The organism is Microcoleus sp. D3_18_C4, assembly GCF_036702355.1.
GTDB lineage: Bacteria > Cyanobacteriota > Cyanobacteriia > Cyanobacteriales > Microcoleaceae > Microcoleus.
The window spans coordinates 1-13,081 of sequence record NZ_JAUBTF010000105.1 but is presented as its reverse complement, the minus strand read 5'-3'; the positions used below and the strand labels follow the sequence as shown (position 1 = coordinate 13,081).

General features: G+C 44.1%; 13 protein-coding genes and 1 riboswitch. Of the genes, 10 read left to right on the top strand and 3 right to left on the bottom strand.

Annotation, left to right across the window (positions count from 1 at the left end; genetic code table 11):
- Positions 1-257: 257 nt before the first annotated feature.
- Positions 258-1,322, top strand: a complete 1,065-nt coding sequence (locus QUA90_RS28890) for a DUF2207 domain-containing protein (protein ID WP_333448621.1) — start codon at positions 258-260, stop codon at positions 1,320-1,322.
- Between the two features lie 400 nt (positions 1,323-1,722).
- A complete protein-coding gene (locus tag QUA90_RS28885) occupies positions 1,723-3,903 on the top strand; it encodes an SPFH domain-containing protein (RefSeq protein WP_333448620.1) in 2,181 nt (726 codons plus the stop codon).
- Positions 3,904-3,980: 77 nt separating this feature from the next.
- Here the strand turns inward: QUA90_RS28885 and QUA90_RS28880 are convergent, their stop codons facing one another.
- The gene (locus QUA90_RS28880; RefSeq protein ID WP_333330275.1) at positions 3,981-4,226 is read right to left on the bottom strand and encodes a hypothetical protein; all 246 of its coding nucleotides are present in this window, start codon (positions 4,224-4,226) and stop codon (positions 3,981-3,983) included.
- A gap of 57 nt (positions 4,227-4,283) precedes the next feature.
- Here QUA90_RS28880 and QUA90_RS28875 point away from each other — a divergent pair, with 57 nt between their 5' ends.
- The 6 genes from QUA90_RS28875 to QUA90_RS28850 all read left to right on the top strand — a co-directional run bounded on the left by QUA90_RS28875 (position 4,284) and on the right by QUA90_RS28850 (position 10,026).
- On the top strand, positions 4,284-5,027 hold the full coding sequence (locus QUA90_RS28875) for a hypothetical protein (protein WP_333448619.1): 744 nt from the start codon (positions 4,284-4,286) through the stop codon (positions 5,025-5,027).
- 93 nt (positions 5,028-5,120) lie between these two features.
- Positions 5,121-6,542 (top strand): ABC transporter substrate-binding protein, encoded by a 1,422-nt coding sequence (locus tag QUA90_RS28870; RefSeq protein WP_333448618.1) that lies wholly within the window; start codon positions 5,121-5,123, stop codon positions 6,540-6,542.
- Between the two features lie 248 nt (positions 6,543-6,790).
- On the top strand, positions 6,791-7,369 hold the full coding sequence (locus tag QUA90_RS28865) for a Uma2 family endonuclease (protein WP_333329080.1): 579 nt from the start codon (positions 6,791-6,793) through the stop codon (positions 7,367-7,369).
- Between the two features lie 38 nt (positions 7,370-7,407).
- A riboswitch (cobalamin riboswitch) is annotated at positions 7,408-7,552 on the top strand.
- Between the two features lie 162 nt (positions 7,553-7,714).
- On the top strand, positions 7,715-8,155 hold the full coding sequence (locus QUA90_RS28860; RefSeq protein WP_333329084.1) for a hypothetical protein: 441 nt from the start codon (positions 7,715-7,717) through the stop codon (positions 8,153-8,155).
- A 19-nt stretch (positions 8,156-8,174) separates the two neighbouring features.
- Positions 8,175-9,041 (top strand): methyltransferase domain-containing protein, encoded by an 867-nt coding sequence (locus tag QUA90_RS28855; RefSeq protein ID WP_333448617.1) that lies wholly within the window; start codon positions 8,175-8,177, stop codon positions 9,039-9,041.
- Between the two features lie 136 nt (positions 9,042-9,177).
- Positions 9,178-10,026: an ABC transporter ATP-binding protein gene (locus QUA90_RS28850; protein WP_333448616.1), complete on the top strand. Its 849-nt coding sequence runs from the start codon at positions 9,178-9,180 to the stop codon at positions 10,024-10,026.
- Between the two features lie 3 nt (positions 10,027-10,029).
- Here the strand turns inward: QUA90_RS28850 and QUA90_RS28845 are convergent, their stop codons facing one another.
- On the bottom strand, positions 10,030-10,599 hold the full coding sequence (locus tag QUA90_RS28845; protein WP_333390024.1) for a dihydrofolate reductase family protein: 570 nt from the start codon (positions 10,597-10,599) through the stop codon (positions 10,030-10,032).
- Between the two features lie 479 nt (positions 10,600-11,078).
- On the bottom strand, positions 11,079-11,780 hold the full coding sequence (locus QUA90_RS28840; RefSeq protein WP_333448615.1) for a diacylglycerol/polyprenol kinase family protein: 702 nt from the start codon (positions 11,778-11,780) through the stop codon (positions 11,079-11,081).
- Between the two features lie 304 nt (positions 11,781-12,084).
- Between QUA90_RS28840 and QUA90_RS28835 the strand changes: the two genes are divergently transcribed.
- Entirely contained in the window at positions 12,085-12,366 is a 282-nt protein-coding gene (locus tag QUA90_RS28835; protein ID WP_333216526.1) for an antibiotic biosynthesis monooxygenase, read from the top strand.
- A 53-nt stretch (positions 12,367-12,419) separates the two neighbouring features.
- Complete coding sequence (locus QUA90_RS28830) at positions 12,420-12,926, top strand: DinB family protein (RefSeq protein WP_333448614.1); 507 nt, start codon at positions 12,420-12,422, stop codon at positions 12,924-12,926.
- Positions 12,927-13,081 lie beyond the last annotated feature (155 nt).

Here is a 13,081-nt window from a genome sequence, read left to right as displayed (position 1 = left end):
CAAACGGCTCTCCAACATATTGATACTTAAACTCCTCTTGGGGTGGTGCGCCACAGGCGCACCCCCTGAACGGTTACTATTTTGGGGTAGGGAAACCGCACTGCCGCGTCCTCCGTTACTATTTTGGGGTACCGTTTCAAGCCCTGCCGGACTAAAGGTATGACTTTTATGAACTAAAGTAATGAATTTTATGAATTGACCTTACAAGAAATCTATTGAATGATTGTAATCAATAGCTGTTAGGTAGGAATTATATTATGAACAAACGGCAGTTAAAACAAATACTTTATTTATTCACCACCTTATTGACCATATTTATAGTCACACTAACTCAGGTAGCCGCCCAACAACTACCCTTCTACTGGGAGAATATTAATGTCCTAATCGACGTTCAGACCAACGGAGATATGTTAGTCACTGAAACGCAAAAATATGTGTTCACCGGTGACTACAACACCGAACGATATCGCTATATTCCTTTAGGCAAAGTCGATGAAATCAAAGATGTGACAGTTGCCGAAAATAATCAAAAAATCGCCAGTACGACCGGGATTGAAAACAATCAACTTTGGATTCGCTGGCAACATCAATTAAAAGCGCCAGAATCACATACTTTTGTTATCAAATATCGGGTAGTAGGTGGATTGCAGCTAGATGGTCAGGATACTCAAGTTTATTGGAAAGCCATTTCATCAGGTCGCAAAGCCCCAATTAATGCCGCAAAAGTTAGAGTAAAATTACCAGAAGCTTTGTCAGGTAAAGTTCTGTTTTTTAGGAATTTTGGTACGCCAGCCATTCCTCGCAAACTAGATGCTAAAACATTTGAATTTGTGGCAAGTCAGCCTGTTCAACCCCAGCAAGAATTAGAAGTGCAGATTGCATTTCCCCAGCAAATTCTTAATGTACCTCAACCTCGCTGGCAACAAACTGGCAATCAATCTCAATCTTCTTCGGAAGAACAAGTCTTTTTGGACTCTGAGCCTTTTGTAATGTCTTTTATCCTGATTTGGGTATCTGCACTCATTGTAGTGATTGTATTAATAATTATCACCAATGCAATCAATAATCGACGCTGCCCTCAGTGCAAAACGCTCAATCTCAAACGGACTTATAACGTTTTGTTGAGTCCTACATATACCAGTGCAGGAGAGCAGGAAGTTACCTGCAACTGTCAACACTGCTCTTACTATCACAAGTATAAAGAAGTAATGCCAAGCATGAGCGATGGCGGTGGCGGTGGCGGTGGCGGTGGCGGTGGTGGCGGTGGCGGTGGTGGCGGTGGTGGCGGTGGTGGTGGCGGTGGTGGTGGTGGTGGTGGTTAATATCAACTGGACTTACGCATCATAGCCAAAGAAACCGGGTTTTTACTTAATCTGTGGGTTGTAACGAAGTATTGTCGAAAAAAACCCGGTTTCTGAGCACCCGCGCGTCCAGGACTATTGTTGATAATTTTCGTATTCTCGTTAGTTTAGCGCGCAGGATTTGCATAAGGGCGATCGTACTTTTTTACAGATTGTACGATCGGTTTTAAATATTGGATGGAAATTTTAGTCACTCATTTTGAGATGAACCGATCGCATTTCATGCACAATCATATTCCAAATATGACTTTTATGAATACAATTAATGACTTTAATGAATTGACTTCAACAGAAATTTATTCAATACTGATTGTAGTTAACAACTTTTCAGTACATTTGAGCTTAAAACAGGTTAAAAACTATGACTAAATCACGTTGGCTTCGCAAACTTTTACCATTAACAGTATCTTTCGCAACCGCGATCGCAGCAGCAGGCGCTTTTGCCCCACCAACTTCCGCTCAAAGCAATCCGCCACCCCAAGCCCAGGAAGTTCAACCAGCCCAAGCAGAAGGATTTAGCATTCCGATTTGGATCTATCCCGTAGGAGCAATTTTCCTAATTTTCATCTTTATACCGAAGATTGGCTGGACTTTGGGATTAATTGCGATCGGCGAACGAGAAGTGGGAATTGTTGTCAAGAAATTTTCCCGCAAAAATTTGCCATCCAGTAGATTGATTGCTCTCGATGGCGAAGGAGGTTTGCAAGCAGATACCCTTCCTCCCGGCTGGCATTTTGGTTATTTTCCCTGGCAATATAGCATTCGCAAAGAACCAGTTGTTGTCGTTCCTCAAGATGAAATCGGTTTAATTATTGCCAATGACGGAGCCACCATTCCTCCCGATCGCATTTTAGGCAAAGTCGTCGATTGCGACAATTTTCAAAATGCTCGAAAGTTTCTCACTGACGGTGGAGAAAAAGGACGGCAACTAGCCATCATCACCACTGGTACTTATCGGATTAATACTGCAGTATTTGAGGTAATTACTTCTGCAAATGCCACTGCAAAGGGTATGCAGCCGTCGGAATTTCAACTATACAAACTTGCTCCCGATCGCGTGGGAATTGCGAACGTGCTAGACGGGATTCCGATTGATGAAGGTGAAATTGCCGGACCGATAATTCCCGGTCACGACAATTTCCAAAAAGCGCAATCTTTCATCAAAGGTGGCGGGCGCAGGGGCTTGCAAGAACAGGTAATTTTATCTGGTTCTTGGAACCTCAATCCCTGGTTTGTGCAAGTAGAACAGGTAAAAATGACGGAAGTGCCGATCGGCTATGTAGGGGTAGTAATTTCCTATGTGGGAAAATCGCACCAAGATGTAAGTGGCGCCGCTTTTACCCACGGCAATCTTGTCAATAAAGGCGATAAAGGTGTGTGGGTAGAACCGCTTTACCCAGGCAAACATCCCATCAATACAAAAGTGATGAAAGTAGAACTTGTTCCCACTACGGATGTTGTTTTAAACTTCACATCGCGGTTCAGCGGAGAACACGGCTACGACTCCAAGTTAAGTGCTTTGAAATTGCTTTCTTTTGACGGATTCACCTTTGAGTTAGAAGTTTTTCAGATCATTCATGTCGGTACTTTGGATGCACCGAGAGTCATTTCGCGCCAAGGTTCGATGCAAAATCTAATCGACCAAGTGCTGCGTCCAATTGTGGGCAATTATTTTCGCAATTCTTCTCAAGAATATACAATACTCGATTTTCTAATCGCGCGCAGCGAACGCCAAGCAGAGGCTGCAGAACACGTTCGTCAAGCCCTGCGGGCCTATGATGTGCAGGCTGTTGACACGCTGATCGGTTTGATTTCGCCGCCAGGAGAGTTAATGCAAACATTGACCGATCGCAAAATTGCTCAGGAACAAGAAAAAACTTACGAAGTGCAGCGCATTTCAGAGTCGCAGCGTCAAGAATTGGTGCGCGCAACTGCGATCGCAAACATTCAAAATCAGGTGGTGGCGGCAGAACAAGGGGTGAAAATTGCCCAACTGAGTGCAACTGCTGCGATCGAACACGCTAGTGGTGAAGCAGAAGGGATTCGCCTCATGGGACAAGCAAAAGCGGATGCTTATCAAGTTGGTGTCAACGCTTTGGGTACGCAGAGTTACACCCTGTTGCAACTGATGCAAGCGGTTTCGGATGGTAGCGTTCGCGTTGTTCCCGATGTCACAGTGAATGGTAACGGCGGTAGTGGGGGTTTGCTGGACGGTTTGATGGCAATGTTGCTGCGGAATGAAACCAGTAAAAATGGAGAAAATGGAGCACATTCACCTGTAATTAATGTCAAAAAATCTAAGTCTATTGTTGTGGAAACTGTGGCAGAATCACCAGTTGCAAATGTGCATTCGGTGAAGTCGCCAAAATCGTCGGGATCTCCTACTGATTCACTTGCTAAGTCTGAGGTTGTTGCTAAGACTGATATTGCTGTGATAATTGCTGAATTGTCGCCGGAGTCTCCTACTCATTCAGTTGCTAAGTCTGAGGATGTTGCTGAGGATGATATTGATTCGGCATTTGGTGAATTGTTCGATAGTTGAGTTTTGCAATTTGAAGAAAGGACGCTCGTCCTCTCTTCAAGCTTTTTGTTAATTATAAAACGTGACATTATAGACAATTAGATGTAAAAGATGATACATAGAGTTGGACAAAAATCCATGAATTCACCAAAGTTTATCGCAATTACTTGTTCTACGATCCTAGCATTATCTGGAAATGCACTGTCTGCGATCGCACCAGAAACGCGATCGGGAAACAGCCCATTTCCCTGAAACTCTTGTGGGGGTGGGCATCCTGCCCGCCCCAAAGATAGAAATATGACTTTTATGAACTTAATTAATGAATTTAATGAATTGACTTTCACTTGGGCTTGTTTGATTATGTTAATAACATTAGCTGCAAATTAATTAAATATGAAATCATGAAAGAAACATCAGACAAGCTGGAACTGCGAGAGACGGCGGGATTTTGGATGAATCTATTCGTTGGGGGTAGTTTTTTGGCATTTGGTTTGCCTTTTGGTTGGTATTCCGGCAGTGTTTTCCTTTATTTATTTGCTGTAATTGGTTTGATGTTGGTGATATTCTCACAGATTGAGAGCGTTACATTTGATAAAAATCTCGGTCATCTGACTTTCAAGTGGGAACAACCACTCATTTTCAAAATCAAAGTGGTCAAACACCTGATTCAAGATATTTCAGGTGTGGAAATACAGAAGATTGAGGATAGTGAGAGTATTAAGTATCGTGTATGTCTGGTGCTGGAGTCAGGCAAGCGGTCTGTGCCTTTAACTTCATACTTCAGCACTGGTTTGGGAGACAAGCATAAAAAAGCCGAAGTCATTGCGACATTTCTGAATATCAAAAATTACGGTCTCGAAGGCTTTCCCAGACAACAAAATTCTAGCGAAGAACTTCAATGGGAGACTATAGAGGAGGAGATTGTTCACTGGGAAAGTGCAATTAGAAGTGACTCCAATGATGCTGATGCTCACATCAGATTGGCATCGGCTTTGCTTAACCAAGACCAAATAAAAAACAAACAACAAGCAATAAGCCACCTAAAACAGGCAGAGGCTATTTTCAAAACTAAAGGCTATGACGAGGAAGCAATGCAGGTTTTCCAACTTTGGGGCGCGCTCTATTGGGGACTTCTGGGAAAGTGAGGTTTAGATGGAATTTTCTCTTCCCAGGCTCTGCTGGGAATACTTACCCCGAGGTTCGGCCTCCAAACACTATCAAAATAAGGAGAAAAAATCATGTATCAAGATACTAACAAAAGAAACAGCCCGCCGCCCATTGTTTTTATTATTGTACTCGGCTTAATTGGGTTTGGCGCATACAAGTTCCTTCCCGGTTTATTGAATGCCAAAAGTTCAAATACATCTACACCGACAACGAGCGCATCGGGAGCGATCGCAAGTCGCATCAGTTTAGGAAATCGGCTATTGGTGACATCCCAAACAACAGCAGAAAAAAAAGCCGGCGTTGAAGCTTTTGTCAATGGAGATTACCAAGCAGCCGTCAAAAAATTTCAGGATTCGCTGCAACAAAATCGCAACGATCCCGAAACGATTATTTATTTGAATAATGCCATTATTTATTTGAATAAGACCCCAGCCAGCAATGGTTCCCCCTTAAAAATTGCTGTCAGTGTCCCCATTGGTAGCAACCCTAATGTCGCCCAAGAAATCCTTCGAGGTGTCGCCCAAGCTCAGGATGAAATCAATACTAGCGGTGGCATCAACGGCGCCAAACTGCAAGTAGAAATTGTCAACGATGACAACAGTCCAGAAGTGGTCAGAGAAGTTGCAAAGACATTGGCACAAGATTCGAGTATACTAGCAGTAATTGGACACAATGCTAGCAACGCATCTCTCGAAGCTGCTCCGATATATCAGCAAGAAAAACTGGTAATGGTTACACCGACGAGCTTTGCCAATAATCTCTCAGGATTTGGCAGCTACATCTTTCGGACAGTACCCAATATTAGCTTAATGGCAGCTCCCTTAGCAGAATATGCAGTGAAAACAGCAAGCCAAACTAATATTGCCGTTTGTTATGATTCCCAAGCACCGGATAACATATCATTTAAAGATGAATTTGTTGCCTCTCTTACTGCTGCTGGCGGCAAATTAGTTCCCACCGTTTGCGACTTTTCGCTTCCTTCTTTTAATGCGGAAAATGCCCTGGCCGATGCTGTCAGCAAAGGTGCACAAGGATTGATGGTAGCGCCCCACATCGATCGCATTGACCGTGCCATCTCTCTAGCTCGCATCAATCGAGGCAAATTGCCACTCTACGGCAGCACTACGCTCTACACCTTTCAAACTTTAAAAGACGGACAAAAAGACGTTGACGGGCTTGTTTTGCCCGTTCCCTGGCATCCTGAAACTAATCCCGGTAGCCGTTTCCCAGAAAATTCCCGCCAGCGTTGGGGAGGAATTGTGAATTGGCGAACAGCAACGAGTTTTGACGCGACTCAAGCTGTGATCGCTGGCTTGCGGCAAAGCAATACGCGGGAAGGATTGCAACAAGCACTCAGAAATGCGAGTTTTTCGACAGCAGGATCGAGCGAGGATGTGAAGTTTTTGCCCACGGGCGATCGGGCTGGTAAGCCGATTTTAGTGCAAGTTAAACAAGGAGGAAGCACTGGCTATAACTTTGTCCCGCTGCGGTAAGTTTGTTAAGTGCGATCGCACGGGCGGGCTCTTCGGCCCAACCCCTACTCCCCACAAGAAAATTCAATCTTTGTGGAACAGGCATCTTGCCTGTTCTTGATGCCAAACTCACGCCCCACAAGAAAATTCCCTCTTTGTGAAACAGGCATCTTGCCTGTTTCTTAGCATGATTAAAATCTACTTTTCTGTTTAACTAGCAGGATTTTTAAGATAAAATGAAATGAGTAGATTAAAGGAGAGCGTTGTGTATGATCGCGCCAGTTGAAACCAAAACCTACACCGCTGAGGAATATCTAGAATTAGAAATCAATTCTCAGGATCGGCATGAATTTATCAATGGGGAGATTGTTCTGATGGCTGGCGGCACACCGGATCACAATGAAATTACCACTAATTTAGTTGTTGCGCTGAAACTGGCGTTAAAAGGGAAACCATATCGGACTTTCAGTTCGGATCAGCGGCTTTGGGTTCCGCAGCTTAATAATTATACTTACCCGGATGTGATGGTGGTAGCGCGCCCGATCGAACTGCAATCTGGACGGACGGATACAATTACGAATCCGCTGCTCATTGCTGAGGTGCTGTCTAAAGGTACTAGAGCTTACGATCGAGATGAAAAGTTTGCTGCTTATCGCACTATTCCTAGTTTTAAGGAATATTTATTAATCGACCAATATCGGCTACAGGTGGAGCAATATTCTAAAACAGATGCGAATAAGTGGATTTTTTCGGAATATAGCTGTATGGGCGATAGGCTGACTTTAACCTCTATTCCTGTGGAGATTTCGCTGGCAGATTTGTATGAAAATATTGAGTTTGGTGAATAGGCGGACGCTTTTTTGTCAAATATCCCCAATAGTGGTAATATTCCCGTATATCGATCGGCTCTGATGGAGAACAGCCATCAGACGCAAGGGGGAAAGTTCGGTGCGAATCCGGCGCTGTCCCGCAACTGTAATGAGATCGTTGGATCTCTGAGTCAGGATGCCCGCCGATTTGTTTACAATCATGTTTTTCATCTGCGAGGTATGGATGATGGTGAGTTTATTATTTTTTTTATTATTGGATTGGGGTTTTTTAACCGCAGATATCAGCAGATAAACACAGATGAACGCTGATGTAATTCGATTTGTGTTCTGAAGGGTATCTTATTTTAAGGGAAATGAAAAGAAATGCGAGTTGAAGATAGTGTTTGGCAGGGTAGTTTTGGCTACTGGCAAAACTTGTTTATTCACCAAAATATTTTGCCGATCGGGCATACTGCTTGGAATGGTTTTTTGCATCGAGGACGAGGCTTGGTTGCTTGCAAAATCAATACTCCCATTAATGGCTCGGTGAATTGGAGTGTAGATACTATAAAGTACGATTTGCAATTTATTTCCGACTTGGAGGCAACCGTTTATTTACAGCAACTAGAAATAGAGGAAAATACTGTTTCCAATCTGCTGCAAATCATTGCTAGTTATGAACCCAAGGAAGCAATTATTTTTTTGTCGATCGCCAACGGTCACATTGATATCAATTTGTTGCAAAAGTTGGCAATTTCTCCTGTTGAGTGCTATGAACAAGTATGCAAGCGCTGGGAAGAATTTCAACTCTGCCCTAAATCCTAAAACTTACTAAAATTTCCGAATGCCGCAGCCAAAATCAATCGAAATTTCCAAAGTAACTCGCTACCAAAATGCAGCGCTTAATTACTATTTGGGCCTGACAGATTCGCCCTACCTTCACTACGGCTATTGGGAAACCCTACCTGTGCCCGCTGACGAACTAACGATCGCACGATTGCGCCTCGCTCAGCAAGCTTATACTGTAAAACTGTTGGATGCTATCCCCAAAGGCACTCATACGATACTCGATGTGGGCTGCGGGATTGGCGGCAATGCGGCTTATTTGCTCGATCGAGGTTTTGCAGTGGAAGGGCTCGCACCCGATCCGTTCCAACAACAGCGCTTTCTTAAGTGTACGGGCGATCGGGCAATCTTCCACCTCACGAGGTTTGAAGACTTCAAAGCAACCCATTTCTACGATCTTATTCTCTTTAGCGAAAGTAGCCAGTATATGTCGGCTGTTGATATTGCTAACGGTGCCGCCAAAATCCTCAATCAGGGTGGCTACGTTTTGCTGGCTGATATGCTACGATCTGATGCTAATTATAAAGAGGGAATGTTCTCTAATTGTCATGTTGTTACGGAACTTCATGCAGCATTAAAGCAGGCTGGATTCACTTTAGTAAAAACTGAGGATATTTCCGCCCATATTTTGCCAACAATCGATTTGTATGTCGATACTTTCCGCAGGTATGGACTGAATACAATGATCTATGTTGCCGATTTGATTGCGATTACAGTTCCCCCCGTCCACAAATTCCTGCGCTGGATATTTCGTCGCTGGTTCAAGAAGCTGGTGGTTGAAGGATTGGAGGCGGGTCAACTTTTTGAGCAGCATTTGTGTTATGAAATTCAACTTTGGCAGTTGTCAAAATCTGATCAAGGCTGATACAAATACAATGGAAATCGGTAATCGCTAATTGGTAATCATTCATCGGTAATCGGTAATTGGAGGCATAGCCTCCGGGTATTTATTCCCAGGCAGAGCCTGGGAACAAGGCTAGAAAAAATAACAAATAACACATATGTCTGAATGGATTCTCGAATTCGCTGGCACTTCCTACTCCTATCCCTGCGGTTCGCGAGTGGCAATTCAGGGTTTAAATCTCAAAGTCCCCGCTGGCAAACGGTGCGGGCTGATCGGTCAAAATGGCTGTGGCAAAACCACCTTTTTTCTGTTAGCAAATGGCTTGTATCAACCGCAACAGGGAATCATTAGCTGGCAAGGTGAACCCTTTAGCTACGATCGCAAATCTTTGATGCAACTGCGCCAACAAATCGGACTCGTCTTTCAAAATCCCGAACATCAATTAGTAGCTTCGACGGTAGAAGAAGATATTTCCTATGGATTGTACAATTTAGGCTTGAGAGAATCCGAAATTGCTCAACAGGTGCAACAGGCGATCGAGCAATTCGATCTAAGCGAACTCACCCGCGAACCAATTCACAATCTCAGTTTGGGCCAGAAAAAGCGGGTTTCCATCGCCGATATCATGGTTCTCAAGCCCAAACTGCTGCTGCTAGATGAACCTACCGCCTATCTCGATCCGCGTCACACCCGACAACTGATCGGTTTACTTCAACAAATTCACAGCGCTGGAACCACTATCCTTTTAGCAAGTCACGACCTCGATTTCATCTACCGCTGGGCTGATTGGGTGTTTGTAATGGATCGAGGAAAATTGATTTTAGAAGGAACACCGGAAACCGTTTTTGCTCAGCGGGATGTGTTGGAACAATTGCAGCTTGGCGTACCACTGGCGATCGAGCTAATGGAGCAAATAAGGGCGATCGTTGAGAGAGATGGTAGCTCAAAAGTAAAGACTTTTGAGCAGTGGCAACAACAGATTTTACAAGCGCGCCGGCTGCTTTAAAGATTAAGCAGTTGTGTCATCGGCCGGGACAGGAACTTCATAGCGCAACTCCGCGAAGGCATCTCCATAAACCTTCGCGGATAAAAGTCTTAGCGGGGGTGTTGTGATCGTGCGCGGTAGCAACGGTGCTCCGCTACCAAGTGTCACCGATGCAATTGACACAATTACCTCATCAAGCAACCCACGATCGTAAAATTGACCGACCAGATCGCCACCTCCTACAAGCCAAATATTCTTGTTTCCTGCCGCCGCGATCATCTCTTGATGGACAGGTAAGACATCCCCTTTCACAAATCGAATATCTGCACCCTCGATCGCAGGCATAGTCCGAGAGGTAAATACCCAAGCCGGTTGTTCATAAGGCCATGCTTGGGGATGATCGGCACCTTCATCCATCTGATGGGTCAGAATCCATTCATAAGTAGTTGCTCCCATTGCTACTGCCCCTACTTCGCGGAGGAAATTAGGATAGCTGTCTCCCGCCTCGCCGAACTGAAACAACCAATCGAGAGAGTTGTGTGAATCAGCAATAAAACCATCTAAGCTGGCGGAGGTGTAATATTGAGTTTTCATTAAAAGTAACCTCTAAAATGCCTTTACGGATTAAAAGACAAAACGCCTTCTATTGTAGAGCGTTCAAGCGTACCTTGTCTATAATTTAAAAAAGTGAAAGATAGCGATCGCACTCTTCACCTTCATTTCCCGTTATTTGGTGAGGAGATGAACGGGTGATGAGGTGCGATCATCACCCTAATGGCTAGCAGCTTGGTGTATTGGTGGCGATCGAGCTTATGGAGCAAATCAGGCCGATGTTTCCCCCAGACGATCGCTCAAAAATCCCCGCTTTCGAGCAATGGCAACAACAAATTTTACAAGCACGTCGGCTGCTTTAACGAGACTTAGACAATTGATAATTGGCGTTGCTGATTCACGGTATGAATTACGTTTTCGCTTGAAGTTACAAAACTCACCCTCAAGCGGGCTTATAGCAATTGGGAAATCTTGAATTCATACCTGTATCCAGCAACGCCCCCCGTGGAGGGAAGTTCAGATTACACATTACCAATTAGCCAAAATTGATTTAGGAAAAAGGCGATCGCCCCACTGCCGATCGGCACAGTCAGATTGTCAATTCCCAGCTTGGAAACCGACTCCAAAGTAGCAGCAACTAAAGCTACAACAGCCGACACAGCCCAAGTTTGCCAAACTGCGCCTTGAACCGCCAGCAAAATCAAACTGCTAACAGCAAAACTCACCAAATACATAGTTGCAGAACCTTCCCAACTCTTCTTAATTCCCCCAACTCGATAAATATGTTTGCCGTATTTCTGGCCGATGACAGCAGCCAATCCGTCGCCCCAAGTCATGACTAAAATGCCCAAAGCAGCGTATTCCTGATGTTGCAGTGGCCAAAACCAAGCTACCAGAACGCTGATACTAACAGCATAGAAAAAAGTTCCCCAACTGTGCCGATTGATACTGTTAAGACTGGGCAAAATCGGAACTTGGTAAGAAATTAGGGCGATCGCACCTGCTAAAATTCCCGCCGAAATCCCCACCCAACCTGGTATTTGCAGCCACCACGCTAGCAAAATCACATTTCCAGTACCGATGTGAACCACCTTCCGCGATACCTCAGCATCCACAGAAGTAAAGCGATTTAAGCCCTCAGCTACCAGTAAAATCAAACCCAGCCAGACTCCCACGAGGGAAATTTGCAGCCACACAGTCGGAATTTCAGAAAATATAGACACGATATTTAGGAAACACTTATTTACATCAGGCACTATTTACTACTTTACAGTCCTGGACGCATAACCTCTATATGTAGGGTGCGTTGTGCATGAGTCTTACCGCGATAATTTGCGCGTCAAACCACTTGTTACGTAAGTCCTGATACATAAGTATCTCATTGCGACCGAAGGGAAGCAATCGCTTCCATTGATGACAGCTTTGCATTTTGAACGTGGGGCGATCGCTATTTAGGCCAAAAAATGTGCGATCGCCTGTTATAATTTGCAGCATCACAAACTTAAACTTCCAATAAACTTTATTGCTATGCAGTATGTCTTAATTATTCATGAAGTAGAAAATTATGAAGCTTGGAAACAGGTATTCGATCGTGCTGAAAGCATCCGAAAAGAAGCTGGCGAGCGCTCCTATCAAGTCTTGAAGTATGACAATGAACCCAACAAAATCGTTCATTTCTCCGCGTGGACATCAACAACAGATGCAAGAGCGTTCTTTGAGTCGCCTGCACTGGTTAAAATTAGAGAGGAAGCGGGAGTTAAAGCTCCTGAATTTATTTATCTAGACCAATTAGAGTCAGGAGTATTGTGAAAGACGTATTTGTATAATGTAAGTTGTTCAAACTAGATGGTTAAGTTTTGAGTATGTACGACGGTAGCTACTACCAGCTAATGGCCGAGTACAATTGCTGGATGAACCAAAAAATATATTCTGTATGCTCGGCAATTCCTGATGAACAGCGCAAACAGGATATGGGTGCTTTTTTCAAGTCGATTCATGGCACTTTGAATCACTTACTGTATGGTGACAAAGCATGGATGGGGCGTTTCACTCTTCACCCATTTTCTGTTACCGTTATCGGTCAAGAACTTTATGCTGAATTTGAGGTTTTGAGAGCAGAACGGGAGACAACCGATCGGCAAATTATAGAATGGTCTAGACACCTTAATTCTGACTGGTTGAGTCAACCGTTTGAGTACACAAGCAATGTAGATGGTAAATGCCGCGTGCTACCGACTTGGGTTCTGGTGACACATATGTTCAATCATCAAACTCACCATAGAGGGCAAATTACCACACTGCTCAAACAACTTGGTTACGACCCAGGCGTTACAGATATTCCGTGGCTACCCGCTATATCAATCGGATAATTTCTGCACGCACGAGCGAGATGATTGTTGACTGTTGACTGTTGGCTGTTGGCTGTTGACTAAAATTATGCTTTCGGGCTGGGGGGGTAACAACCAGCCTGAAACCCATACCTTTGTAAGGATTGAGCCAATGTGTGCTAAAAAAAAATAGGCAG